Genomic DNA, 26,775 nt, shown 5'->3' with positions numbered 1-26,775 from the left:
ATCTGCTGTAACTATATTCATGGACATGAGAGCCTGATTAGCGTCGTCCTGATGTCAACGAATTGGAATTTCGATGATAAATTCAGTACCTTTACCGGGTTCCGAGAAGCACTGCAATTTACCGTTGTGTTTTTCAACGACAATTTGGTGCGAAATTGATAAACCCAAACCTGTGCCTTTACCTACGGGTTTTGTGGTAAAAAACGGATCAAATAAACGCACAATCTGATCGTCGGGAATACCCAGACCGTTATCTTTGATCCGAATTAAAATGCTCTTTTCATCAATCGTTTCAGTTTGAATGGTAATAGTAGGAAAGATAGAAGTTCCGGTGTCTTTGGCTTGGCTGCTGCTTTCTTCCAAGGCGTCGATCGCATTTGCCAATACATTCATAAATACCTGATTTAACTGTCCGGGATGACAGTTTATTTGCGGCAGTTCTCCGTATTCTTTAATCACTTTAATGCCCTGCCAGTTGGGTTTTGCTTTCAGTCGGCTGTTTAACATTAACAAGGTACTTTCTAAACCTTCGTGAATGTCGGCAGTTTTGATTTTCGCTTCGTCCGCCCGCGAGAAATTTCGGAGAGTTTGAATGATTTCTACAATTCGTTCGCATCCGGTCTGCATTGAATTGAGCAACTTGGGCAGGTCTTCTGCTAGAAATTCTAAGTCTATATCATCGGCTTGTTGCTGAAGTTTTGCTGGGGGATTTGGGTACTCTTCTCGATACACCTGTACGATTTCTAATAAGTCTAGAACGTAGCCTCGGACGTGGCAGAGGTTGCCGGCGACAAAGCCAACTGGGTTGTTTATTTCGTGGGCAATTCCTGCTAGCACCTGTCCGAGGGAAGACATTTTTTCGGTTTGTACTAACTGCATTTGAGTTTGCTGCAAGTCACTCAAAGCTGTTTGCAGTTCTTGGGACTTTTGTCGATCGCGATCGGCGGCGGCGGCCCGTTCTTCCTCAACTCCGATCGCCCCGGCAATAATTCCAATCAGCTTGCAATCGGCTTCTGTGGGCGCGATCGACTCGCTGTAGAGAACGCACAGCGCACCCACGTAATTGTCGCCCAGCCGCACTGCTTGTCCCAGATAGCTTCGCAGTTGGTAGCGGATGACAGCGGGATCGGTTTGGGCGTAGATCGTGCTCTGCAAGTCAGGAATCGCAACAGCCCGATCGCTTCCTTTGCTGCATACGTCGGTGCAGATGTGGCCCTCGGCGCGATCGACCAGCGGGTAGTCCGGCGGTGCTTGCCAAGTCGCGATCGCTTCCAGCAGTCCGCCACCTAAACGGCTGTAGATGGCGCAGCTTCCCCCTAAAAGCTCGCCGGCTAAGGATGCCAGCCGCTGGATGTTCTCAGCGGCGTCGGTGGTGAATCCCAAAAAGCACTCGTTGATTTTGCTGAGGCGGTACTCTGCTTGCCTGCGCGCCGTCATGTCGCGGGAGTTGATCACAATTCCTTTCACAGCGGGGTCTGCTAGCAAGTTGATGCCCACACCTTCGAGAAAACACCAAGAACCGTCAGCGCGCCGGAACCGGCCTTCTACGGCGATCGGATCGCCTGGATTTGCCATCAGTTTTTCGCCGTCGGAAATCACCGAGGGCAGGTCGTCAGAGTGGATAAAATCGAGAGCAATTTGACCGGCGAGTTCATCTGGTTCGTAGCCTAAAACTCTTTCTACAGAAGGGCTTTCGTAAACAATGCGACCGCTGGCGTCGAGAATAGTAATGATGTCGGAACTGTTGAGAATTAGCGATCGCCACTTAGCCTCATTTTGAAACAAAGCTGACTCGGCTTGTTTGCGATCGGTAATATCCTCTACCATTTGCAAAATAAACTGTGGCGTTCCCTGACTGCTGTCGATGACAGAGGCGCTGAGGCGTCCCCACCTGATGCTGCCGTCTTGGCGGAGGTAGCGCTTCTCGATTTGGTAAGCTTCGCGGGAGCCCGCGACCAACTGTTGGCGCAACTGGCGCGAAACTTCTGCGTCTTCCGGGTGCGCGCAGTCGTCGAGGCCGACACCCCGCAGTTGAGCTTCCGATCGCCCTAGCATAGCTTGAAATGCCGGATTAGTGGCGATCGCAACACCTTCGAGGGTAGCGACTACCATGCCGATTGCAGCGCGTTCAAAAATTGCCCGAAACCGCTGTTCGCTGTCTCGCAAAGCTGCATCCGCTGCCACTTCCTGCGTGATGTCCCGTCCCGCCACTGCCAAACCTTTGCGCGAACCGTCGGGGTTGAACAGCGGCACTTTCCGCACTTCAAACAAATTGCTGCCGCCTGTGGGCAAGGAGACAATTTGGCGGCTGGAGGTAAGAGTGCCTGCTTGCCAGGTGGTTTCGTCGGTTTCCTGCCAAGTTAGCAGGATTTCTCTGACTCTCGGATCGGCGGCGGCAGCGAGTTCGGCAGTAGTTTTGCCCTGGTAGTCTGAGGTTTCCCAGCCCAAAAGTTGGAGGGCGCAGTCGTTGGCAATCAGCCAGCGCCCCTCGCTGTCTGTGAGGTTGATCGCGTCGGGCACGGCGTTAATCGCGGTTTTTAACCAGTATTCTTGATTTCGCAGGGCTGCTTCAGCTTGTTTGCGATCGGCTATTTCGGCGACGGTTCCTTCGTAGTAAAGGAGTTCGCCGTCTTCGTCGCGGACTTCGCGCACGTTTTCCGAGATCCAGGTAGTGCTGCCGTCTTTGCGGCGGACGCAGGACTCAAACTCTTTCAGGGAGCCGTTTTTGCTGATTTCTGCCATGAAGGAAGCGCGGCGGGTGCGATCGGCGTAAAGGTTTTTTGCCGAACATTTTGCGATCAGTTCTGAGGGGGAATCGTAGCCGTACATTCGGGCGAGTGCCTGGTTGGCGCTGAGGTAGCGCCCGTCTGGGGCGGTTTGAAATATGCCTTCGGTGGCGTTTTCAAAGATGCTGCGGTATTTGGCCTCGGCTTGTTTGAGGGCTTCTTCTGCTTGTTTACGATCGGTGATATCAGATTGGACGCCGATGAAGTGGGTAACGAGCCCGCTGCTGTCGCGCACCGGCGAGATGCTGAGTTCGTTCCAGAAGGCGGTGCCGTCTTTGCGGTAGTTTTTCAGAACTACTTTGCAGTCATGCTGTTCTTTCAGGGCCACGCGGATTTGATCGACGGCAGCGCCATCGGTATCCGGGCCTTGCAGGAAGCGGCAGTTCTGCCCGATTATTTCGCTGCGATTGTAGCCTGTAATCCGCTCGAAAGCCCCGTTGCAGTAGACTATAGGCCTGTCCGGCTGGGTAGCGTCCGCGATCGCGATGCCGTTGCTGGTAGCTGCCAGGGCGCGATCGTACAGCCGAAATACTTCTTCTATTAAATTCGGTGTGCCGCCAGTACGAGTCGGCGATAGCGTTTCAGAAGGAATGCTTATATCTATCTGCATGAGTTTCTATAAATTGAGTTTATTGTAGATCCCGACTGGCAGCACACCCTAGACTTTAACAGAATTGCCTGTTTTCCACAGGCAGAAGTTAGAAGGCTATTATGCAGAATGTGGGCGGTAAATTCTACCTAAAAAAAATCTGGCTTCCCTCGTTTTTTTCTCTTTGCTTCTGCCTTGTGCCTTCTACCTTCAAAGGAATCCTACTTGTTAATTTATAATAGCTGTTCTTGGGATCACTCTATCTTTAGTATGGTTTACTTGGTAGGGTTTAGGTAGCTTACAAATTCGCGCAATTATTTTTTTTATTGAACCAAAATCAGATACCCGGAGTCTCTATTGAAATATTTTTAATAAAAAACCTAGGACTTAAACGATTCAAAATATGCTAATAAAAAACCAGTAAAAATTAATGTTGAACGAACACAGCAAGTTCTGAAATATCGTCGATCGCGAAAGTCGGTTCTAGGGCGAGACACTGAGCGCGATCGCCATATCCGTAAGCCGCCCAACAAACATCTATCCCAGCATTTTTAGCAAATAGCAAATCAATCGCCGTATCGCCAACCATTAAAATTTGACTGTTATCCAATTCCGGAAACAGCGGTTTAATAATCGAGTTAAAAACCGCTGGGCTGGGTTTCATAATTATTTCTCCGTTGTCACCTAAAATTAAATCAAAAAAACTGTGAATTTTCAATTTTTGCAGTAACGAATTAACAAAACTAACGTGTTTGTTGCTAAAAACTCCCAGGCTCAATCCCGACTTACGCGCCAACTGCAAGACTTGCTTTGTCCCGCTAAATAAATCTACCTGCTTTTCACCTTCCGTCCGATAATAAGAGCGGTAAGTTTCAACCCATTCAGGAATTGCGCTTTCCGCGATCGTCGGATGCAGGATTTTAAAAGTATTTGGTAAATTGATGCCGATCGTACCTATAATAGTATCAGGAGTAGGTGGGGTAATATTGAAAGTTTCAAAAGTTTTGGTAAAGCAAAATACAATAGCTTTGTGAGTAATTGCCAAAGTGCCGTCGAAGTCAAAAATAATTAAGTTGTACTTACTCATATTTATGAAAATTTTCTATATAGCAATCGGAGGTTGCCAAGGACCTAATAGCATTATTAATCTCTAAGTCACTAATTATAAGTATAATCTTTAAACATTCAAGAGGTCAACATGAGTGTCACCGAAAAACCAGAAATTATAGCAACAGATTTCCCTGACCACACTCAATTACCCGACTCGGACGGTACTTTTGTACAAAACTTCCAAGAACATCCTCAAAGCATCCTGTTAACAACATCAATTCGACTGATTTTAGATCGAATTCATCCCGACGGACAATACTGCATCGGTCAAGATTCCGGTATTTACTGGCGAGTGCCCCAGCCCCCGGAACCGCCCGAAAGAGGAGCCGAAGCACCTGATTGGTTTTACGTGCCCGACGTGCCGCCAACTCTTGACGGAAATCTGCGCCACTCCTATGTCATGTGGCAGGAATTAATGCCGCCTCTAATTGTACTTGAATTTGTTTCTGGTGATGGCAGTGAAGAAAGAGATAGGACTCCTCGCCAGGGCAAATTCTGGATTTACGAACGGATAATTCGACCTGCGTTTTACGGCATTTATGAAGTCAAAAAGGCACAAGTTGAAGTGTATCATTTGGTAGAAGATCGGTTCGAGTTAGTTGCACCAAATGAGCGCGGACATTACGCGATCGCACAAATAGGAGTGGAATTAGGCATTTGGCAAGGGGTTTATCAGGGTGTAGAACTGCCTTGGCTGCGCTGGTGGGAGGCTTCCGGGAATTTGCTGCCGGCCGCCGAAGAGCGGGCAGAACAAGCCGAATTGGCAGCAGAACAAGCGCAGTCAGAAGCAGAACAAGAACGACAAAGGCGCATAGAAGCTGAGTTGCGAATTCAAGCTTTAGAAGCGCGTTTGCGAGAGTTAGAAGAACGGTAATTCGATTTTAGATTTTAGATTTTAGATTTTAGATTGGGGATGACTGATGATTATCGAGGTTGGGTTCTTCATAAGTCATTCGCAATTCTTCAATTCTTCAATCAACAATCTAAATTCCCATCAGTCGCAGGTTCCGGTAGGGACACGGCAATTCAGTGTCCCTAGGAATATCATGTGCTTTAAAAACCCGATCGCCTAGCAGCCTCCTCAGAAACGATATAAACATTCATCGGTTATTATCAAAAATTTGCGTATATTAACTTAAGTATTGCATCACTTTTTGTGTAAGTCCTATGGCACTAATTGTTCAGAAATATGGCGGAACGTCGGTTGGCACAGTCGATCGCATTCTGGAAGTAGCCAGACGAGTAGTAAAAACAGCACAGCTCGGCAACTCTCTGGTTGTCGTACTTTCAGCGATGGGCAAAACCACCGACGGTTTAGTTAAACTCGCCAAGGAAATTTCCGCAAATCCCAACAAGCGGGAAATGGATATGTTGCTTTCCACTGGGGAACAAGTCTCGATCGCACTTTTGAGCATGGCATTGCAGGAAATGGGACAGCCCGCAATTTCCCTCACCGGCGCCCAAGTCGGCATTGTCACCGAAGCCGCCCACACCCGCGCCCGGATTTTGCGAATCGACCCGAATCGGCTGGAGAGTCAGTTAAAAAGCGGTAAAGTCGTTGTGGTTGCGGGTTTCCAAGGTATCGCCGATGCCGGAGAATTGGAAATAACCACCTTGGGACGCGGCGGTTCCGACACAACCGCAGTAGCTTTGGCTGCAGCGCTGCGGGCCGACAGGTGCGAAATTTATACCGACGTGCCCGGAATTCTGACTACAGATCCGCGCTTGGTTGCCGACGCCCAATTGATGGACGAAATCACCTGCGACGAAATGCTGGAATTGGCGAGTTTGGGCGCAAAAGTCCTCCACCCGCGCGCGGTAGAAATTGCCAAGAATTACGGCGTGCCGCTGGTAGTGCTTTCTAGCTGGAGTGACGCCCCCGGTACGCGGGTAGTGTCCCCCCCACCGCAACCCCGTCCTTTGGAGGGCTTGGAGCTCGCAAAAGCGGTGGATGCGGTGGAATTTGACTTAGATCAGGCGGGGGTGTCGCTGCTGCGTTTGCCCGATCGCCCCGGCGTAGCAGCGCGGTTGTTTGGTGCGATCGCGCAGCAAAACCTCGATGTAGACTTAATTATCCAATCAATTCATGAAGGAAATACTAACGATATTGCCTTCACAGTGACGCGAACATCTCTGCAACAAGCCGCCGCCGTTGCAGATGCAATTATCCCCGCCCTCGGCAAGAATTCTCGCCCCGAATTGGGAGAACCGGAAGTGAAAGCAGAAGAGCGGCCAATAGCTAAAGTTAGCATTGCGGGTGCGGGAATGATCGGTCGTCCGAGGGTAGCCGCGCAGATGTTTAAGACTTTAGCGGATGCGGGAATTAACATTCAAATGATTTCTACATCCGAGGTAAAAGTTAGTTGTGCGATCGATGCCGAAGATTGCGATCGGGCTGTTGCCGAACTCTGCAAAACATTTGATGTCGCCAACTCCCCTATTGGGCTGCGTTCATCCTCCCACAAACCGCCTGCAGTCCGCGCCGTTGCGTTGGATCTCAATCAAGCGCGTCTAGCAATTCGCCAATTGCCCGATCGACCCGGAGTAGCAGCAAAACTGTTCGGACTTTTAGCCGAAGAAAATATCAGTGTAGACACGATCATTCAGTCGCAGCGCTGTCACAATATTGACGGCATATTAACTCGCGACATTGCATTTACCGTAGCACAAATTGACGCGGAAGCTGCTAAAAACGCCCTCGAAAAAGCCGCCCCCGAATTTGGATGGGGCGAAGTAGCAGTCGATACACAAATAGCCAAAGTTAGCGTTGTCGGTTCCGGGATGGTAGCGCATCCGGGAGTAGCGGCAAAGATGTTTGAAGCACTTTCCCGCCAGCAAATCAACATTCAAATGATTGCCACTTCCGAGATAAAAATTAGCTGCGTTGTGGATGAGGAACAAGGTGTAACTGCTTTGAAGGCAATTCACGCAGCCTTTGAACTTGCCGGCACTGAAAAAATCCAAGTTCCCGCCTAATCAAGTAGGGAAACGGCACTGCCGTGTCCTTACAAAAATCGAGGAGACGGCAATGCCGTTTCCCTACAATTAATTGAGGTAGGGAAACGGCATTGCCGTCTCCTAACTTTGGGTAACTTTAGTCCTTATCTTCAGCTTCTTGTGAAATTAAAGTCATTGCTTGATTAATAAGTGCCTCTTGATTCACTAACTGCGACAATTCTCTTGGTTCATAACGCCCTTCTTCCACTTCTAGGGAAGCTTTGTTAATAGCTTGTCGATACGCCATTTCTAAAACAATGAGTAACTCTTCTACAGGTAAGTAAAATCCCGCGCCTCTCGGTCGCTTATTTTCCTCCTGAATTTCTAGAACCGAGTTCCGAATCGAGATATCCCAAGAGCGAGTTGTGCGATTTTCAGCTTGCTGTTTAATCAGATGCAATAGTAAAATCACTGCATAGCTGCGAATAGTTTTAATGATGTCTTTTTTGCTCATTTCTTCTAGTTCTTCAACTATAGCTAATGACCCAGGTATATCCCCTTTTAGCAGTAAGCTTTTTAAGGTGAGTAATTCTTCCATGACGACTATATCTATCTTGGGTGACTTATATTATAGCTCAAAGTTAGCGCTTGGTTAATGCTAAAATTGTTTAATAACAAAATTAATCTCAAGTAATAGTGTTAACTAGAGTCCCAACTGATTGCAGAAGTCGGGAGTCGGGACATCTATGTAGTTCTTTCTTTTCATCATAAAATAAGTTTTGACTTAATATTTCTTTTGCGATCGCCTCCACCACAGGTACACAAACCGAATTTCCAATTTGCTTGTAACTTTCCCCCGCACTTGGATAACTCTTAAAATCTTCAGGAAAACCCATAAGTCGATAACATTCCTTCAGCGTCAACTTTCTCACCATATCTTGCTCAGGAATGTAGATAAAAAACCTGCCCGATGTTTCTTGCGAAGGAATTGTCGGATGCACTCCCTCTACCGAATAAATGCGATTAGGCTGTCTGTGAACTCTCGATAAATGTTCTGTATTTGGCCTGACGCCAGTTTTCCAAGTACCTTTATTTCTGTAACCTACAAACAAAAGTCCCGAATCTTGCTTTCTCGGAGAGTCAATTAAAGTATACTCTGATTTGTCCAATATTTCAAAATCTCCTGTCTTGTCTAGAAATTCCCTGAGTTGCGGAGGAAACTTGCTTTTAAGCCGAGAAAAATTGAATGGTTTACCTTTAGTGGCAATAATGAATATTCTTTCACGATGTTGAGGAATTCCAAAGTCTTTAGCATTCAGCATTTTGTAATTCACGCTGTATCCTAAACCTTCCAGACTGGCAATAATTACTTTTAATGTATTTCCCTTGTCATGATGGATTAAGTGCTTGACATTTTCGAGGAGAACTACTTGAGGTTGCTTTATTGTGATGATTTTACAAATCTCGAAAAATAGCGTGCCTCTAGTATCTTCAAAACCCAGCTTTTTGCCACAGATGCTAAAAGGTTGGCACGGAAACCCTGCGACTAAAATATCAAACTCTGCTAAATCGGTGGGGTTAATGTTACTGATGTCTGCAAAAGGAACCTCACCGAAATTTGTCTGGTAAACTTCTCGGCATTTGCTGTTTATTTCGCAGGAAAAAACGCATTCAAAGCCCATTTTTTCAAATCCCTGTCTAAAACCTCCTATTCCTGAAAACAAATCTATAAACTTCATTTATAACTTAATCCAAAAATTCCTCAACCCAATGATAACTCACCGAAGAGCACTATTCTCAAGAACCGGCTTTCCGGCCTGTTCCACAAAGAGTGAATTTCTGGTTGTGGGTAGGTCAACCCGCCCTTGAAAAGCTGATTGGAAAGGGTGCAATATCTCAGTGAGAACATATTTTGTTTCTCTCTTATTTCACTCTGCGTTCTCTGCGTTCTCTGCGGTTAATTATATCAATTTCAACAAGTCTTGCTACAGTCCTCAATCTTATACCAATCGTTAAAAGTTGCAGAAGCCCGGGCCGGACTTAGGCTCAGCCGTGTCCCCACAGATATCGCGTAGAATGTCGATGGCCAGAAATTTCCCCCCGCATTCAACCAACCAACCTGCCAAACTTGTCCCGCAGCCGACTAAACTAGAAATAGCAAAAAAAATATAGCTATTGTTTACTTCCTTTCACCAACCATGAGTCAAACCTTGGAAAACCTCACCGCAATTGATGACAAGCTATCCAAACGCCACATCGACCTCGATCCAGGCGGCTACTTCATCATCTATCTCGATCGCGAAACCAGCTTAATTTGTGCCAAACATTTCACCAACATCATCGACGATCGAGGCCTCGCCGTCGATCCCGAAACTGGCAAACCCATCCCCGCCCGCGGCAAAGTAGAACGCACCCAATCCACACTTTTTACCGGCCGAACCGCCAAAGAACTTTGTGTCAAAATCCTAGAAGAAACCCGCCCCTGTCCGGTGACAATGTTAGATCACGCGGCTTATCTGGGACGGGAATTTGTACGGGCAGAAATTGCATTGTTGAGCGATCGAGAATACGTTCAAGATTAGTGCAGCCCTGCCTTAATTTCTGGACAAAACGGCAACCGATCGGATTTATCAGCACCAGATCACGAAAAACCTTGATACCAGAAATAAGTCACCATCGGAATCACTGTCGCCAACACCAACAGCACAACCACAACAACTGTGGCATTGCCTTGGTCTGTTTCTTCAGCTTTTTTAAAGGTGCCTTCAACTTGAATGTTGTCAACAACTTCAGGAGGACCCGGATCGGGTTCGCCCGACAAAACAGTTGCAATGCGCGTACTTGCAGCCGCAAATGCCTCGTTGTATTTATTCGCTTCCCGCAGCGGGACTTGCACGGTTTCCCCAGCTACACTTTGGGCAATTTCATCGGTTAGCAGGGATTTCACCCCTTCCCCCGTCCGAATTGCCGCGCTGTTGGTAACAGTGTCGAGAACGAGTAAAATTTGATTAGTCTGGTCTTCTTTTGCGGGAAACCACTGTTCAAACAGTTGGTCGGTGAAAGTGGCAGCCGTTTCGCCGTAGTCTAAGCGGTGGATGGTGACAAATCTGACTTGTTTCCCTGTTTTGTTTTCCAGGTTGTCGAGCACGCTGCTGATATTGCTTTCGCTGCTAAGGCTGAGCACGTCGCCTTTGTCGAACACCCAAGTTCGATCGCCCGCCGACAACAGGGGCATTTCGTAAACGCCAGTCGCCAATGCCGGCAATACCGCCATCTGGGATGCGATTAGGGCGATCGCGATCGTCGCCGCCAAAGGTTGGAGATATTTTCTCCAGTTAAATAATTGCTTCAGGAGTCGGGTCATGAGGTTAACCGTAAAACTGACTTTTTTCCAAAAATACTATAGAAACCCCCGTAAAATTCATTTTATGCAGGGCAATATTTACAATTAGCTCGCCAGTGGAACTCCCCGCCCGATTATTTTAGGATTCTAACTATGGAACCAGCAGACACTTATAAAGGTTGGATTATTCAATCCCAGAAAGTCTTCTACGTCGAAGTTTGGGATAGTCGCGGCAACCGCCACGTCGCCGTCCAAAATGCCAAGACTGAGGAGGAAGCTTTGGAATTGGCCAAAAAGTGGATAGACAAATATGAGTCAAAACCCGGAAGAATGTCGATCGACGTACCCCATCCTTTCGGAGACATGATCGATATGCCATTTTAATTCAGTTGACGGTTGACGGTTGACTGTTGACTGTTGACTGTTAACATTACAGCTTGTCGGCTGCCCTACTAGAGACAAAACATCTTCAAATCGAGCAATTATTGCAACTGACGCATCCGAAGAATAAGCCAGTTGCGTCCCGGACTGCATTTGTCATGAGATAAAGTTACGAAATTCCTCGCAATTTCCGCGTATTTTCTACCAAACTCCGAGCAAATTCGTCGAACCTTTCAGACAGTTTTTCATCCAACAATTTACCATCAGGACTAAAAGCTTTCCAAGCTTGTCCGATCGCAATTTGTTCGGGAATTACCCAAGCGTGTACCCATCTCAAAATCACGCGCAAATCGTTGAGTGCGTTGCTGTTAACTTGCCCTCCCAAAACGCTGATCCCACCCGCAACCTTCCCGTCCAAATGCTCAAAACTCATCAAATCCAGGGCATTCTTGAGAGCACCGCTGACGCTACCGTGATACTCCGGCGTTGCCAAAATCAACCCGTCGGCTTGCTTAACCGCATTTCGCAGCTTGTCTACATCCGGGTAATCGATATAATCATTCTCACCATCGCAGAACGGCAGCTTGAGCGATCGCAAATCGAATATTTCAACTTCCGCGCCCAGGGTCTGCGCCCGTTCTGCTGCCACCTTCAACGCTAACTGGCTGTAGGAGCCAGCCCGCAAACTTCCACCAATGCCGACAATTTTTACCATAAAACTTAAAAACAAAAACTGCTTTACTAAAGCGTACTCATTACGAGTATGATTAACATAGCAAGTTCGATCGGCAACTGTCAAGTCAAGTTTCCGGTGTAGAAAATAGAACGAAGAACAGAAGGTTATGGGTAGGAGGGGTGAGTGCTCATAAGCCCGGTCAGGGAAAACAGACTCGGAGCGTTCACAAGCCACTATTTTGAGGGGTTTCTTAAGATGCCCGCGAGAGATAAACCCATCCAACACCCGCCATCTTGTTAAAATAAATGAACGTAGCAAACCACAAGCGGTCAATCTTGGCAGTCTTCAACCTTGGGCAAAGCAATATGAAAAATTCTTGGAAACACGCATGGCTGGGGCATCTAGCTGAAAACAAAGACAAATCGAGCCAGAATCCTAAAAAATCAATTCCAGGACGGAATCTTTGGCGCATCCTGGGCAGTTTGGTGATTTCTCAAGGAATATTGCTCTCGACCCCGGTGTTTGCCGAGAGCACGCCAAACACCATGAGTTACAGCCAACTGATCGACAACATAGAAAAAGGGCAAGTCAGTAAAATCGAAGTAGACGAAACTCAAAAAACTGCCAAGGTTAGGCTAAAAAATCAAAAAAGCGATCAAACCCAATCAGTTAGTCTGTTCGACTACAACAACCGAGAACTGTACTCGCAAATCCGCGCCAAAAAGATTGACTTTGAAGTCAAACAAACAGCCGACAACGCCGCCGCAGTCAGTTTAGTAGTAAACTTGCTAGTGATTTTTGCAGTGTTGGCAGTGCTGATGGCAATCCTGCGCCGATCGACCCAATCTCAAGGAAATGCCATGAACTTCGGCAAATCCAGAGCCCGTTTCCAAATGGAAGCCAAAACCGGCGTGATGTTCGACGACGTAGCAGGCATCGAAGAAGCTAAAGAAGAACTGCAAGAAGTCGTAACTTTCCTCAAAAAACCCGAACGGTTCAACGCCATCGGCGCCAAAATTCCCAGAGGAGTTCTGTTAATCGGGCCTCCGGGAACAGGCAAAACCATGCTGGCAAAAGCCATCGCAGGCGAAGCAGCCGTCCCCTTCTTCAGCATCTCCGGTTCCGAATTTGTCGAAATGTTTGTCGGAGTTGGCGCCTCCCGCGTGCGTGACTTGTTCCGCAAAGCTAAAGAAAATGCCCCCTGCATCGTCTTCATCGACGAAATAGACGCCGTAGGAAGGCAGCGCGGCGCTGGTATCGGCGGCGGCAACGACGAACGCGAACAAACTCTCAACCAGTTGCTGACAGAAATGGACGGCTTTGAGGGTAATAGTGGCGTGATTGTGATTGCAGCTACTAACCGCCCCGACGTGCTCGATACCGCCCTGCTGCGGCCCGGCAGGTTCGATCGCCAAGTAACGGTAGATTTACCCAGTTACAAAGGGCGTTTGGGGATTTTGCAAGTTCACGCGCGCAACAAAAAACTCGACCCAGAAGTTGCCCTAGACACGATCGCCCGCCGCACTCCCGGCTTTTCCGGCGCAGACTTGGCAAACTTGCTCAACGAAGCAGCAATTCTTACCGCGAGGCGTCGCAAAGACACGATTACTAACTTAGAAGTTCACGACGCGATCGACCGGATCACGATCGGGCTTACCCTCAACCCGCTGCTCGACAGCAAGAAAAAGTGGATGACAGCATACCACGAAGTCGGACACGCCCTAGTCGCGACCATGCTCAAAAATGCCGATCCAGTTGAAAAAGTAACGATTATTCCGCGTTCCGGCGGCATAGAAGGCTTCACTAGCTTTGTGCTCGACGACGAAATGCTCGACAGCGAAGGTTTGAGGAGTCGGGCTTTGCTGTTAAACCGAATTAAAGTAGCTTTGGGGGGACGGGCGGCGGAAGCAGAAATTTATGGCGATGCTGAAATCGACACTGGTGCCGGTAGCGATCTCAAAAAAGTTAGCAGTCTCGCGAGGGAGATGGTAACGCTTTATGGAATGTCGGATTTGGGACCTGTGGCTTTGGAAAGTCCGAACAATGAGGTGTTTTTGGGCCAAAACTGGAATTCGCGATCCGAGTATTCCGAAGACATGGCAATTAAGATCGATCGGCAAGTCCGGGAAATTGCCTTTGAGTGCTACGAAGAAGCTCGCCGAATTATCCGCGAAAACCGCGCTTTGGTAGACAAACTTGTCGAAGCGCTGTTGGATGAAGAAACGATCGACGGCGATGAATTCCGCCAAATTGTTGAGCGGTACACCGAGTTGACTAAAAAAGAGTTGGCACCAACGTAAAGAGTCATTAGTCATTAGTTATTCAAGTTTGTAGTGATGACTTGATTCCTCATTCCCGAAAAAATCAGGACTTTAGTCATTACTACAAACAAAAAAAATGACTACTAACTAATGACTACTAACTAATGACAAATTAAGATTGTTGCGCGTACATTTCCCGGAGTACCAAAGCCGGGTCTACCCAGCGACCGCCGTACTTCAGTCCCCAGTGCAAGTGAGGCCCACTCGTGCGGCCGGTCATCCCAACTCTGGCAATTCTCGCACCCGCAGGCACTGTTTGACCTTGCCAAATTTGCACGGTACCTTCGCTATCGGTATAATAACGCCCGCCGTTAGCTGTTAGCACTCGGCCTCTGAGGTGACAGTAGATGTGTTCCCAATTTCCCGATCGCACCACCATACCAGTGCCGCACCGGCCATCTTCCCAAACTTCCACAATTTGCCCGCCCCACCAATTGCGGATATAGCTGCCTTCCGGGGCGGCCAAGTCCAAACCGTAATGAAAATCTCCGCCACGGGGGCCGAAGGCGGAAGTGTATGTTTCAAAGTTTTCGACTGGAAAAGAAGCTTCTTGCCACAAATTACCCGTCGCTACTCTGCTTGGTAAGCCTGACTGAGCTTTGACCACCTGCTGCTGTAAATAAGGGCCGATCAACACAATGCCGATCGAAAGTGCCAGCAGCAGCATCTGTCTGAAACGAAAAAAGCGTTTTGCCGTCAGCGGGCCTCTAGAGTCTTGCAGGATTTTTTTCACGGCTCAAAGTTAAATGTGTGTGGGAGTTTGCGTTGTCTGTTAGGCTCACATTTTGCACCCTTGTCAGTCAATAAAGCTTTCCGGGGCGGGCTTTCCGTCCCACCAAAAAAATCATTCTTTGTGGAACGGGCATCTTCCCCGTTTCTGAGTTTCTGAGAAGGGTGCAAGATGTAAGTTATGCCAATTCGCTGCAAGATTGGCTTTGAGCTCTACCCGCGATCGCGAATCAGTTTAATAACAACGTGTATCTTACTCCATCCAAAACCCGTGTCAAGGCTTCCGGGTAAATGCCCAGGGGCGATAAAAAAAAATTGGCCGAGGAATTCGTGCTGCGGTTGAATTCGATCGAGCTTTTGCTTGACACTATAGTTAAGTTCGGGGATTTTGGAGCTCATCCAACATCTCAAATTCATAACACACATCAAGCAATGCTTACTGAAATTTTTCCCTTTAGTTTTGCCATAGATGCAACTGCGATCGCCGGTGCGTCCTTGTGGTCTTTGGCCCTGTACTGGGGCCTGTCGCCCGTGACAGAATGGGTAATCCTGCAACTCAACCGCTGGATGAATTTTGCAGAGAGATCCCTCTACACCTCGGAAGCCGAGTTTGAAAGAACCCGCCAAGCCAGAGAAGCCCAAAATGCCTTTTACGCTTCGCTGTTGAGTATTGTGCCCTTTTTGATTGTGGGCGGATTGTGCAATTGGGGCGTAGAATTTTCTCTAGGCACTGGTTGGGCGGTATCTATGGGTACGATCGCCTGTATTGGCGGCGGCGTTTACGAACTCGGCCGCCGTGACGGTCAATCTTAGGCGGTTTTAGATTGTGGATTTTGGATTTTGGATTGCTCAAGATATTCGGAGATTTACCAGCCTCTAGAATTGATCGTAATCTCAAATCCAAAACTCCCACTCTCAAATAAATATGACATTTCCCGTTTATTTATCGATCGCGCCTCAAACAAAATTAGCAATGTATTTTAACCGTAATTTGACTCAGGATGTTTACCCAAAAGTCGCAGTTGCCGTTCAGTAGCGGTAGCGAGAATTTCGGGATTGAACTGCCACGGCCAAGGCGAAAATTTCTGCGCGATGTTGCGGTGGGAATAATGCACTTGCAGTAAGTAGCGAGTTCCATCTGTCGTCGTATTTTTGCCGCCTGAGTGCCAAATTTCACTGCGGAAAAACAGCACATCTCCTGCTTTGCACAAAACTGGTTCTGGGGAGTGTCCGTTCCAAGTTTCTTCCCCGCGATCGGGTTTTCGACCAGATTTGTGACTGCCGGGAATAATGTAGGTAGGACAGAGGTCTTCTGCGATGTCGCTGAGATAGAAATGGGCTGTACAAATCCATACTGGCAGTTGAAAAGTGCCATCGGCAAACACGCTTTCGGGCACGGGTACAAACACCTGATCGACGTGGACGCGCCAACCATCATAACCGGGCCCGCTTTTCCACGCAGTCATGCCGATAATGTGGCAATCGCTGCCCATTAATGCTTCGGCTAACTCAATTATACCCGGTCGATCGGCATAGGAAAGCCACAGCCGATCGCGATTAAAAACGCACTTAAAATGCTGGTTCAATTCACTCCAACTGCTACCGTCGAGTCCGAAGGGTTGCAGGCGATCGAGTGCTTCCTTGGTTTGCGCCACTTCCGACGGACTGAGTACACCAGGAATCAGCGCAAAACCATCTTCATGCACCCCATCTACCGCCCCCGCTGTATCGAAAAGATCACAAGTCTTTTGCCGATAGTTGAAAACTTCGCTTAACGTGCTTGCGTTCATAATTTAAAAAGTCAAATTATTAACTGTTATTAAATTAACACTTATCCGGCTCGATACTTGCATACTATGAAACCAGCCACCCGGTTTATTGGTACATCAGGACTTACACAAAATTTAATTATGTCGGGCACGCACTGCTCACATTACGTCTGATTTGGGGATAAATTAAATGAAATACCAACCAGAACCAGTATCATTAAATCAAGCCCGCACCGCCTTCCAAAAAATCTGGGGATACGACGACTTTCGACCGCCCCAAGGAGAAATCGTCGGTAGTTTATTAGCCGGAAAAGATACAATTATAATTATGCCGACAGGTGGTGGCAAATCAATCTGCTTTCAACTGCCAGCTTTGTTACAAACAGGCTTAACTTTGGTAGTTTCGCCGTTAGTCGCACTGATGGAAAATCAAGTGCAAGAATTGCGCGATCGCAATCTTCCCGCTTCCCTCCTCCACAGTCAATTGCCAACACAGCAGCGCCGACAAACTATGCAGTCGCTGCAACAAAACAAATTAAGGTTGCTGTACCTGTCTCCTGAAACATTACTCAGCAAACCTGTTTGGGAAATTATCAGTCAGCCACAGATCCAAATAAACGGTTTAATATTAGATGAAGCTCACTGTTTAGTGCAGTGGGGCGATACATTCCGACCAGCTTACCGCCGTTTGGGAACAGTGCGGTCGGCTTTGTTGAAAGCTAAACCAGCAAACAGTAAAATTGCAATCGCAGCTTTCACCGCTACCGCCAATCCCGACGCACAGCAGACAATCAAAAATGTGTTGCAACTGCAAAAACCCGAAGCATTTCTGCTAAGTCCCTACCGTTCTAACCTGCACCTGCAAGTGCAAACAGTCTGGACGCCGAGAGGACGCAAGCAGCAATTATTAAATTTTATCAAAGAGCGACAAAAACAAGCAGGTTTAGTCTATGTCCGCACTAGAAAAGATAGCGAAAATTTGGCGGATTTGTTGGACGCAGCAGGTTATGAAACAGCAGCATATCATGCAGGTTTGAGTCCAGAATCACGACGAAAAATAGAAACAGCTTGGCTGAACAATGATATTAAATTCGTGACTTGTACCTCAGCATTCGGGATGGGAATTAACAAGCCAGATGTCCGGTGGGTTGTTCACTTTCAAGCACCTTTGCTCTTATCGGAATACATTCAGGAAATTGGTAGAGGCGGACGCGACGGCAAATCAGCGATCGCCCTGACATTGATTAGCGAACCGACGGGTTTGCTTTATCCCGAAGATAAACAAAGAAAGGAATTTTTTCAAGATAAATTGCGATCGCAATACCGAGAAGCTCAGCAATTAGCCAAAAAACTGCCAGTTAAAGGCGATATAGAAGCAGTTTCCCGCGAATTTCCCGAAAGTGCGATCGCCCTTTCAATCTTGCACAGTAGCGGACAATTAACATGGCAAGATCCTTTTAATTATGCGATCGATAAATCTCCCCAGCAAAAAGCGGAAAAATTAAATTTTACCGCAGCGGAAGAAATGGCTAAATATCTCAAACATCGCGAGTGTAGGTGGCAATTTTTGCTGCAAGCTTTTGGGTTTGCCAAGGAAGCTAAGTCAATGCGCTGTGGCCACTGCGATAATTGTCGATAGAATTGACGATTATACTCAAACGACTTAACCACTCCGACAAAGAAACCGGGTTTTTTACCCAGTCTGCGGGTCCAAAGGAAGTATTGCTGTGAAAAAACCCGGTTTCTCGCTACCCGTTCGATCGCGAACTAACTTACAGATGTTATGATTAAGATATTTGCTTTACACACTTGGCAAAAAATAGTAAAAAGTAAATGATAGAAACAGACACTGCGGCAAAGATTTACACAGTAGAAAATACAGAGGAATTCGATCGCAGTAATGTCAATCAGCGATTAGATATTTGGCTGTCAAACCAGATACCGGACTTATCCCGATCGCGAATCCAAACCCTCATATCACAAGGCAACGTCAAAGTCAACGACGAAACCTGCACCTCGAAAAAAATATCAGTAAAAACGGGCGATCGCATCCAAATTATCCTACCCGAAATCCAAGCGACAAACTTGCAGCCCGAAGCAATTCCCCTCGACATTCTCTACGAAGACGACAGCCTAATTATCATCAACAAACCAGCCGGATTAGTTGTCCACCCGGCCGCCGGACACCAAGACGGTACATTAGTCAACGCTCTCTTAGCCCACTGTCCCCTAGCAGAAATAGGCGGAGTTCAGCGGCCGGGAATCGTGCACAGATTAGACAAAGATACAACAGGTGCGATCGCGATCGCCAAAACCGACATCGCCCACCAACACCTGCAAGCCCAACTCAAAACTAAAACCGCCCGCCGCGAATATTTAGGCATAGTTTACGGTGCTCCCAACACCGAAACAGGCACAATAGACCTACCCATCGGACGGCATCCCACAGACCGCAAAAAAATGGCAGTAGTACCAGTAGAAAAAGGCGGTCGCCCCGCAGTTACTCACTGGACAATCAAAGAAAGAATCGGCAACTATTGCTTAATGCACTATCAATTAGAAACCGGCCGCACTCATCAAATTCGCGTGCATACAGCCGAAATAAAACATCCGATTGTGGGCGACCCGATGTACAGTTCCAACCGTTCCATCGGCGTCAATTTAACCGGACAAGCCCTCCACGCATGGCGGCTGACATTGCAGCATCCCGTAACAGGAGAATTAATAGAAGCGATCGCACCTTTGCCCGATCAATTCAACACTTTGCTGAAAATATTGCGCCTGCGCTCTCACATTTGATAAGTGGTATAGCAGTCGCCAAAGCTGTTATGACAAGTAGCCATCAGACGCTTGCAGAGCCTTGAGCCAATTTTTGTCCTCATCTGTCTCTGTCTGCTGCTATAACGGGAGCAGAATCTTTACTTTTTTGATAAGCAACCCTAAAGTGGTATAGAATCCCTTTGAGTATCTGTAAAACAATGACAACTCTTGTATTTGTACATGGCACAGGGGTACGACCAACTCAATACGAGGAAAATTTTGCGCTAATTCAAAAAAAGCTTGGTATCCAACGGCCCGATATCAAAGTCGTCCCTTGTTTGTGGGGCGAAATGTTGGGAACCAAGTTAAATGCTCAAGGGGCATCTATACCTTTGTATGATGCGACACTAGCGCTGTCGGAAGAGGAGGAAGAAGATAAGGAGATTTTGCTATGGGAACAGCTATACTGTGAACCCCTCTATGAATTACAGTTATTGTCACTGAAACCGAGTGAAGAAGGTTTTGCTAATCCTTTTGCAGAACAACCCAGTGATGAATTAGACTCTAGGTTGCAAAGATTTGAGCCTTCACCCGAACTGCAAGCGCTTTTGGTTGAGGCGGGAATTGCTTTGGTGTTTGATGAAGCACTACAAGCAGTTATTCGCAGTGAAGCCTATCATGAAGCTTTGCAAAAAGCATCGGACTCCTTAAGTGAGTATTGTGATGCTATAGCAAGAGCGATTGTAGCTCAAGCAATGTTTTACTGCGAAGAACAGGAGAAGTATCCGTCAATTCTCACCAATGCTGACTTGCGGGATAAAGTGGTAGAAACGCTCAGTTGTGCTTTGGGAGAAGCGGAGTTGGGATTGGGAGGTTGGGTGTGGAACGCTCTTTCTTTGCTAGCGCATCCAACAACGTTGGCTATAAAGCGCAAGCGCGGCAGCATTACAGACGCAATTTCACCCTTTCCTTGCGATATCTTGCTTTATCAGAGTCGAGGGGAAAAAATTCGCCAATTTATCCGAGAAATTATTGAGCAAGCTGAATCACCAGTAGTTTTGCTAGCTCATAGCTTGGGAGGAATTGCCTGCGTTGATTTGCTCGTCAAAGAATGTTTGGAGAACGTGGCGCTATTAGTGACAGTGGGTTCCCAAGCACCATTTTTATATGAGATTAATGCCCTACACAGTTTAGAATTTGGTGAACCGCTACCAGAGCATTTCCCAGCTTGGTTGAATATATACGATTTACGGGATTTTCTCAGTTACGTGGGCGCTAATGTGTTCCCGAATAAAGTGCAGGATGTGTTGGTAGATAGCAAACAACCGTTTCCGCGATCGCACAGCGCTTACTGGGAAAATCCTGCAACATGGAAAGCGATTATTCCCAGACTGCCATGACGGAAATAATTGCTAAACCAGGGCGGACTTATGGGTTAGTTGTGGGTATCGAGAAATACAGTAATACTGTTTGGAATGTCGGTGGCCCTGCTAATGACGCTCTCAAGTTCGCCGACTGGCTGTGTAAGCGAGGTGTACCGAAAGAGAATATCCAGCTTTGCTTGTCATCGCTAGAAGAAAATAATCCCCTACTTGAGCAATCAGATTTCACAGTAGAGGAAGCAACCGAGCAAAATCTATCCAATATAATAGAAAATAAATTTTCTAAACAAAAAGGAGATTTGCTTTATATTTTTTGGGCGGGCCATGGTTTGCTTTCCTCCGAACGAGAACGCAGGCTACTATGTGCTGATGCCACATCGCAAAATTGGCGGAACTTGGATTTAAATTCTTTGCTTCTTTTATTAAAGTCAAATTTGTTTGGAATTAAAAATCATATTTGCATTCTTGATGCGTGTGCTAATTATTTGTTGGAGTCGGACGGACGACCAACTAATTTAAAAGGGAAAGAATTCTCTAGTGGTCAGCCTATGCGAGATTATAAACAGTTTGTGTTACTGGCCGCTAGAGAAGGAGAGAAAGCAATAGTTAACACTAAATGTCAAACAGGATACTTCTCTCAAGCAGTCAGGGAGGCACTAGAACAGGAACCTTTAGAAACTTGGCCTCCAAATATGAAGGTAATTTCTGAGAAAGTTAAACAGCAAGTTACCAGCTTGAATAATAAACAACTGCCAATTTATTTGGAAAGTTGTAGTTGGGATGGCGATAGAGAGAGTTATCGTCTAAATGAATTAAATCTGCCAGATAAAACTCCTCATTTAAAGGATGAATCGGTAAAAAATATCTCGGCGAAGCCGCTAACATCATTAATTCCCGACACCACAACTTTTGAGTTTGAAGTGGTAACTGTGGATGCTCAAGGGCTAGAAACTAAACCTTGCTACAAACAGGCACAATACTTTGTAGAAATTTTGGACGATGCTGTTAAGCTGGAAATGGTTTCCATCCCAGGTGGTAAATTTACAATGGGAGCGCCCCAAGAAGAACCTGAATCTCCCGAGGATGAACGTCCCCGACATATAGTTACTGTCACATCCTTCTTTATGGGTAGGTATCCCATCACTCAGGCGCAGTGGAGAGCGATCGCATCCCGACCAAAAATTAAGCGTGACCTCGATCCCAATCCATCCTGCTTTAAAGGGGATAATCGACCGATTGAGCGGGTTTCTTGGTATGATGCTGAGGAGTTTTGCGATCGACTGTCGAAGGAAACAAAACGGGTTTATCGTTTACCCAGCGAAGCCGAATGGGAATACGCCTGTCGCGCCCAAACAACAACCCCATTTCATTTTGGCAAAACAATTACGACACATCTAGCAAACTATTGCGGACAAGACCAGACAATTAAAGCTCGTTTATATAGAGGTACTTATATTAGCGAACCATTAGGGGTTTATCGCAAACAGACAACTGAGGTAGGTAGTTTTCCAGCTAATGCTTTTGGACTCTGCGACATGCACGGTAATGTTCGGGAATGGTGTGCTGACTATGAACACGAAAATTATCAAGTAGCACCATTAGATGCTAGTGCATGGCTCAATAATGGAAATGAGGAATATCGAATTTTGCGGGGTGGTTCTTGGAATTCTTTTCCTCATGAGTGTCGTTCTGCATCTCGCTTTTCCGAAGATGCAACCATTACTGACAAAGAATTTGGTTTTCGGGTTATCTTTTCTTGTATGTAAAATTTGCTGATTACTATGTAATTAACTTATAAATCCTTGCCTTGACCTCCGCAATACACGATGAGTCAGAAAGTTGTATGCTCATCTCGCGGCGGATTTGAACTTTGGGATTGATTAATAACCTTCTACACTGCTCTCTGTAAGGGTGAGACAGCCAATTCCAACTTCCTATAACAGCCAACTTATCGTCGCAAACTAAACTTCTTTCATTGGTTCCTCTGCTTTCTATATATATTTCTTTACCTAAACGAATTAAACGTGAACCTGGATGCTGGGAAAATAAATCTCTCAACTCTTTTTCAGCTTGAGCATCATTATTATCATTATCTTCGTTATCTTTCTTTCCGTAAATCACTGTAACCTTAACCCCTTTTTGCAACGGCGAGACAATCTCAGAAACAAACCATTTTGGTTCGTTACCGCGAATCCAAGGTGAGACAATCAAAATTTCGCGTTCTGCTTGCTCAATAGCTTCTCTAAAAATTGTTAAATGGTCGCAATCATAAATTGGAGTCGCTCCAGGCTGTTGCTGCGGAATTTCTGCCTCTGATTTATACTCTAAAATAACACCCTGAACTCGAATATGCTCAACAAGCTGACGGGTCAATCTTCCTTTTTCTAGTCTATAAAGATTGCCCACCAAGATAAATAGTTCTTTTGCTCTAGACACGGCAACATTAAGAAGATTAGGTCGCTTATTAAGCCAACTAACATTATCCTGCGATCGGCATACTTTTGTAGACAGGATAATTACTTTTTTCTCTGAACCTTGAAAAGTGTGAATTGTTCCCACGAACTTTCTATTAAATTGAGGGAATATTTTAGTGATAGCTTGCGTCAGAGCATTAGCTTGAGCGCGAAAGGCTGAAATTACACCGATATCTTTTAATGAGTAACCTTGATCGAGCAAATGCTGAATTATTTCACAGACAGCAGTAACTTCTTCCTCATTAACATTATTGCGGATATTTCCCTCAACATCGTAAGCAATTAAGTGGGATTCCAATAAAGACTCAACTGGTTCCGTTTTGATCTCTAAGCCATAGCCAGCAATAGCATTACAATATTGAATAATGCTAGGTTGACAACGGTAATGCTCCATCAAGCGAATCCCATTACCTGTATTGCCATCTTCTCCAGTTACTCCGGCGGCGCGATGATAGGTAGTAGCGCTATATTCTTCTTCCGGACTGTAACAATGGTAATCACTTTCAGTTAATTCTCTGTCAAGAAATGCTGTTTGACGGTATTTATCGCGTCTTTGGTCACTTAAAGTAATTACAGGCTCAATTTGTAGGGGATCTCCGACAATAATAGCCTTGCGCGAGCGCACCAGCAATGGAAAGCTCTGATGCACTGGAATCATTCCAGATTCGTCTATAATTGTGCGGTCAACACACTCAGAGATGCGCGGTAGCATATTTCGTAGTGAGAGCAACCCACTGCTAATGACTGGAAATATCAAACTTATGGCTTTAAAATACTCATCTTGATTTTTTTTAAACGTATTAAGCGCCTTAGAGTTTACCAAAAGAAAATCTAAATATGACTTCAAAGCTTTTTGTACATTGTCCTTATCTTGTAGTGCTTGCTGAGTCAGAAATTCCCGCGATAGCTTAAAGAGTTCTTGGTGTCGATCGTGAAACTTTTCATGAAAGGAAGCGTAAAAGTCTTCCAATGGAGTTGCCAAACTATTTTCTAAGGAAGTTAACTCTCTATCCGCTCCATCTTTTTGTTGCTCTGTGTTGGCTATATCTTCAGCATTTGTTTGCAAGCTTGCTTGTACGTGTTGTAGGTCTTTTGCTTTTGCTAGTTTTTCCCTAACCCTCTCTAATTCTCGAATAAATTCGTGGCGATTTTTGGGATTTCCTACAGGGAAAGGAGTATTAAATGTAATTTCAATTGCTGATTCGCAAGCTAAAACGGCCTTAGTTATAATCTGTTTTTCTGTTCTCCCAGTTATCCAGCGCCACAAACGAGTCCACCAAGGTAATCTTCCTTCTGGTTTCTCTATGTGTCCTTCCACATTATTAAAGTGCCGTTCTATTTTGCGATAAGCTTCACTTGGTAGTTGTTCATATTTTGCCAAATCTTCTGCTAGTTCTTGCAAGTTGCTTCTAGTAGCTATTGCCTCATCTAAATGCTGTTGAAGTATTTGTATCTCTTTCCGAAGATGAGGCAGTCGTTCTTCATCTAAAGCTCTTTTACGGCGTGCTGCTAAATATTTCGACTTCTCTAATAAAATGTCATCTTTTCTCTGTTTTATTTCCTGCTTTTTTTGATTAAAAACTGTTTCGTTAAAACTATTTTGTTGAATATATTCAAGTCCTTGTTGTAGATTATCGAGAGCACCTCCCGCTTTTTCAATATTCTCTCTACTCCCTCCTTTTATATAGAGAAAAGTATGTTCTAAACCATCGTTATTTAACCATTCATCTATCTTTTCAATAACATTGTCAACGGCTTTATTATTGGTACTGCTAACAACTGTGAGATTATTGATATCCTCCTCTCCATCAATTAATCTGAGTGCGCGATTGACTACCTGTTGAGCGATAAGATGAAGGATGAGGGTAGTTTTCCCAGAACCAGGTGGGCCTTGGACCGCCGTCACAGGTTCACTTTGAGCGTGTTTCAGTGCTGTTAATTGTGAATTAGTCGGTGCATGGGTTGGGAAAGCACCCATATAAGTAACCTCGTGTTCTGGAGGTTGAGGCGCACCGAATAGATATTCATAAGCTGGATGTCCTTTTGACCAGTTTTTTGAGCCGGCCTTAATGTCTTTCAGGTCTTTCTTGAGTTTCCCTGAAAATGGGCCTCCTGTAAACTTAAACAAGTACGGCTGCCGTTGAACCGGGCGATGAGAGCCTGGTATGACCACCTGTCGCATCCACTCCTCATAAGTTTGAAACTCAATTGCAAATGTTGTTTCTAGAAACAGTCGCAGCCCATCTTTAGTAATCAATTTCTCGCGCTGTTCATCATCCATTCCCATAAATTTAGTTAAATTGTCTCCTGCTTCTATGAGTTTTAGTTCGTCAAGGTTCCATCCTTCTTCTTGATAATTTCCCTTAAGAATAGATGTAACATCCAAACTAAACAGAGGACAAAGATAAGATTTTCCCTTTTCTACATCAAAAATTTGCGGAAAGGATAAAACCCACACAGAGTCCTGCTGATTTTGTTGCTTTTTGGTGGCTTTATGTTGCAGGTCTGAAAAGATAGGTTCCTGAATTAAGACCCGATCGCCTACTAGCGTGATACCATGCATTTGTAACTTATCCCGATCGGCTACTTCAATCCTGGCCTGACTGTAGTCATCCAAATCAATGTAGTCGAACCATGCGTTGAGAATTGCATCTACCTGGGCTGTATTGTCCAAGATTCCCTCCAGGATATTGTTTCTACCTTAACTGTTTTTTATAGCACAAGTGTCACTTAGATGCTAGTGCAAGTCTGGGATGGTAATGCTGTGTGCAAATTTGTTGATGTCCAACATATCACTATAGCTCTTGCTCTCATTTCTCCCAATCTTATCTACTTTTATAGGTGCGATCGAGTTCTTGCAACCCTGACACCAGATTGCCCAGTTCCATGACGTAAGCACCCCTAATCTTCGTTTTGTTGCTAAAACTCACCTTGGCATCGCTAAATACAACTACTGGAGTGACCTTGGTTAACTTCTTAGCTTTTTTGATAGCCGTAACTTCTTTGGCAATCTGTGCCAGAAAATCTTTCTCAAAATCTCTCAATTTCCCGTAAGATTGACGCTTGAGCACATCCCCATCCAACAGAACTACGGTTGAGTGAGACTTCACATCAAGGATAAAATTGACTCCTTTAGGCGATCGCAGCCACACATCGATATCGCCTACTTGCGGCAATCTTAAATTGTACTCAGCTATCCATCCAGATTGGATTAGGGCCTCCAAAACTTGCTGAATCTTTTCTTCACCACAGGCCCCTTGGTCAAATCTCTGAGACGACTTCCAAAACGTTTTCCCGTCCTCAATGAACGGAAGGGCGATTAATGCCCCTATCAAAATAGCCGCGACCAAAAATAAAGGAGAAAAAGGTGCTACCGCGTATACCAGCAGTGGCAACAACACCAGCCCTGTCGCGGCACCGTACCTGTATAAGGCTTTGGTACGAAGCTGTTTAGCATGGCGACGCAATGGTTTTCCAGCATCTTCGTTATATTGCGGCTGCATAAATGCACCTATGCA

Annotated in this window: 21 protein-coding genes; 10 read left to right on the top strand and 11 right to left on the bottom strand. The window is 45.9% G+C overall.

Annotated features, from left to right (window positions below; translation table 11 throughout):
* Positions 1 to 54: 54 nt before the first annotated feature.
* Both QUA23_RS21460 and QUA23_RS21455 read right to left on the bottom strand, forming a co-directional pair.
* The gene (locus QUA23_RS21460; RefSeq protein WP_333078030.1) at positions 55 to 3,396 is read right to left on the bottom strand and encodes a PAS domain S-box protein; all 3,342 of its coding nucleotides are present in this window, start codon (positions 3,394 to 3,396) and stop codon (positions 55 to 57) included.
* A gap of 406 nt (positions 3,397 to 3,802) precedes the next feature.
* Positions 3,803 to 4,462 carry an HAD family hydrolase gene (locus QUA23_RS21455; protein ID WP_333078028.1) on the bottom strand — a complete coding sequence of 220 codons (660 nt, stop codon included), beginning with the start codon at positions 4,460 to 4,462 and terminating at the stop codon, positions 3,803 to 3,805.
* 111 nt (positions 4,463 to 4,573) lie between these two features.
* Here QUA23_RS21455 and QUA23_RS21450 point away from each other — a divergent pair, with 111 nt between their 5' ends.
* Positions 4,574 to 5,359 (top strand): Uma2 family endonuclease, encoded by a 786-nt coding sequence (locus tag QUA23_RS21450; RefSeq protein ID WP_333078026.1) that lies wholly within the window; start codon positions 4,574 to 4,576, stop codon positions 5,357 to 5,359.
* A 293-nt stretch (positions 5,360 to 5,652) separates the two neighbouring features.
* Complete coding sequence (locus QUA23_RS21445) at positions 5,653 to 7,461, top strand: aspartate kinase (RefSeq protein ID WP_333078024.1); 1,809 nt, start codon at positions 5,653 to 5,655, stop codon at positions 7,459 to 7,461.
* Between the two features lie 118 nt (positions 7,462 to 7,579).
* On the opposite strand, the gene QUA23_RS21440 is transcribed toward QUA23_RS21445, so the two are convergent.
* Together QUA23_RS21440 and dcm are read right to left on the bottom strand one after the other, a co-directional pair.
* The gene (locus tag QUA23_RS21440; RefSeq protein ID WP_333078023.1) at positions 7,580 to 8,020 is read right to left on the bottom strand and encodes a DUF29 family protein; all 441 of its coding nucleotides are present in this window, start codon (positions 8,018 to 8,020) and stop codon (positions 7,580 to 7,582) included.
* A gap of 88 nt (positions 8,021 to 8,108) precedes the next feature.
* Complete coding sequence (gene dcm / locus QUA23_RS21435; protein WP_333078021.1) at positions 8,109 to 9,161, bottom strand: DNA (cytosine-5-)-methyltransferase; 1,053 nt, start codon at positions 9,159 to 9,161, stop codon at positions 8,109 to 8,111.
* 459 nt (positions 9,162 to 9,620) lie between these two features.
* Here dcm and QUA23_RS21430 point away from each other — a divergent pair, with 459 nt between their 5' ends.
* Positions 9,621 to 10,004: a DUF4346 domain-containing protein gene (locus QUA23_RS21430; RefSeq protein WP_006635547.1), complete on the top strand. Its 384-nt coding sequence runs from the start codon at positions 9,621 to 9,623 to the stop codon at positions 10,002 to 10,004.
* A gap of 59 nt (positions 10,005 to 10,063) precedes the next feature.
* Here QUA23_RS21430 and psb32 read toward each other — a convergent pair whose 3' ends face one another.
* The gene (gene psb32 / locus QUA23_RS21425) at positions 10,064 to 10,786 is read right to left on the bottom strand and encodes a photosystem II repair protein Psb32 (RefSeq protein ID WP_333078019.1); all 723 of its coding nucleotides are present in this window, start codon (positions 10,784 to 10,786) and stop codon (positions 10,064 to 10,066) included.
* Between the two features lie 132 nt (positions 10,787 to 10,918).
* On the opposite strand from psb32, the gene QUA23_RS21420 reads away from it, so the two are divergent.
* Positions 10,919 to 11,149 carry a hypothetical protein gene (locus tag QUA23_RS21420; protein ID WP_333078017.1) on the top strand — a complete coding sequence of 77 codons (231 nt, stop codon included), beginning with the start codon at positions 10,919 to 10,921 and terminating at the stop codon, positions 11,147 to 11,149.
* A 166-nt stretch (positions 11,150 to 11,315) separates the two neighbouring features.
* On the opposite strand, the gene QUA23_RS21415 is transcribed toward QUA23_RS21420, so the two are convergent.
* Complete coding sequence (locus QUA23_RS21415) at positions 11,316 to 11,861, bottom strand: NADPH-dependent FMN reductase (protein WP_333078065.1); 546 nt, start codon at positions 11,859 to 11,861, stop codon at positions 11,316 to 11,318.
* 326 nt (positions 11,862 to 12,187) lie between these two features.
* Between QUA23_RS21415 and ftsH the strand changes: the two genes are divergently transcribed.
* Complete coding sequence (ftsH, locus tag QUA23_RS21410) at positions 12,188 to 14,122, top strand: ATP-dependent zinc metalloprotease FtsH (protein ID WP_333078015.1); 1,935 nt, start codon at positions 12,188 to 12,190, stop codon at positions 14,120 to 14,122.
* Between the two features lie 133 nt (positions 14,123 to 14,255).
* On the opposite strand, the gene QUA23_RS21405 is transcribed toward ftsH, so the two are convergent.
* On the bottom strand, positions 14,256 to 14,876 hold the full coding sequence (locus QUA23_RS21405; RefSeq protein ID WP_333078013.1) for a M23 family metallopeptidase: 621 nt from the start codon (positions 14,874 to 14,876) through the stop codon (positions 14,256 to 14,258).
* 209 nt (positions 14,877 to 15,085) lie between these two features.
* The gene (locus QUA23_RS21400; RefSeq protein WP_333078011.1) at positions 15,086 to 15,271 is read right to left on the bottom strand and encodes a hypothetical protein; all 186 of its coding nucleotides are present in this window, start codon (positions 15,269 to 15,271) and stop codon (positions 15,086 to 15,088) included.
* A gap of 33 nt (positions 15,272 to 15,304) precedes the next feature.
* Between QUA23_RS21400 and QUA23_RS21395 the strand changes: the two genes are divergently transcribed.
* Positions 15,305 to 15,685, top strand: a complete 381-nt coding sequence (locus QUA23_RS21395; RefSeq protein ID WP_333060384.1) for a hypothetical protein — start codon at positions 15,305 to 15,307, stop codon at positions 15,683 to 15,685.
* 167 nt (positions 15,686 to 15,852) lie between these two features.
* On the opposite strand, the gene QUA23_RS21390 is transcribed toward QUA23_RS21395, so the two are convergent.
* Positions 15,853 to 16,662, bottom strand: coding sequence for a phytanoyl-CoA dioxygenase family protein (locus QUA23_RS21390; RefSeq protein WP_333078010.1), 810 nt, complete (start codon positions 16,660 to 16,662; stop codon positions 15,853 to 15,855).
* Between the two features lie 169 nt (positions 16,663 to 16,831).
* Between QUA23_RS21390 and QUA23_RS21385 the strand changes: the two genes are divergently transcribed.
* The 4 genes from QUA23_RS21385 (at position 16,832) to QUA23_RS21370 (ending at position 22,549) form a co-directional block, all read left to right on the top strand.
* Positions 16,832 to 18,280 (top strand): RecQ family ATP-dependent DNA helicase, encoded by a 1,449-nt coding sequence (locus QUA23_RS21385; RefSeq protein WP_333078009.1) that lies wholly within the window; start codon positions 16,832 to 16,834, stop codon positions 18,278 to 18,280.
* A 194-nt stretch (positions 18,281 to 18,474) separates the two neighbouring features.
* Positions 18,475 to 19,440, top strand: coding sequence for an RluA family pseudouridine synthase (locus QUA23_RS21380; RefSeq protein WP_333078008.1), 966 nt, complete (start codon positions 18,475 to 18,477; stop codon positions 19,438 to 19,440).
* A 179-nt stretch (positions 19,441 to 19,619) separates the two neighbouring features.
* On the top strand, positions 19,620 to 20,801 hold the full coding sequence (locus tag QUA23_RS21375) for a hypothetical protein (RefSeq protein ID WP_333078006.1): 1,182 nt from the start codon (positions 19,620 to 19,622) through the stop codon (positions 20,799 to 20,801).
* Positions 20,771 to 22,549: a formylglycine-generating enzyme family protein gene (locus tag QUA23_RS21370; RefSeq protein ID WP_333078005.1), complete on the top strand. Its 1,779-nt coding sequence runs from the start codon at positions 20,771 to 20,773 to the stop codon at positions 22,547 to 22,549. The genes QUA23_RS21375 and QUA23_RS21370 overlap by 31 nt, the downstream gene beginning before the upstream one ends.
* Before the next feature lie 13 nt (positions 22,550 to 22,562).
* On the opposite strand, the gene QUA23_RS21365 is transcribed toward QUA23_RS21370, so the two are convergent.
* Complete coding sequence (locus QUA23_RS21365; protein WP_333078004.1) at positions 22,563 to 25,931, bottom strand: AAA domain-containing protein; 3,369 nt, start codon at positions 25,929 to 25,931, stop codon at positions 22,563 to 22,565.
* Between the two features lie 151 nt (positions 25,932 to 26,082).
* Entirely contained in the window at positions 26,083 to 26,760 is a 678-nt protein-coding gene (locus QUA23_RS21360; RefSeq protein WP_333078003.1) for an NERD domain-containing protein, read from the bottom strand.
* Positions 26,761 to 26,775 lie beyond the last annotated feature (15 nt).

The organism is Microcoleus sp. Pol1C5, from assembly GCF_036701115.1.
In the GTDB taxonomy this organism is placed as follows: domain Bacteria; phylum Cyanobacteriota; class Cyanobacteriia; order Cyanobacteriales; family Microcoleaceae; genus Microcoleus.
Note: the sequence above shows the minus strand (reverse complement) of the source record. Positions and strands in the feature narration are given on the sequence as shown.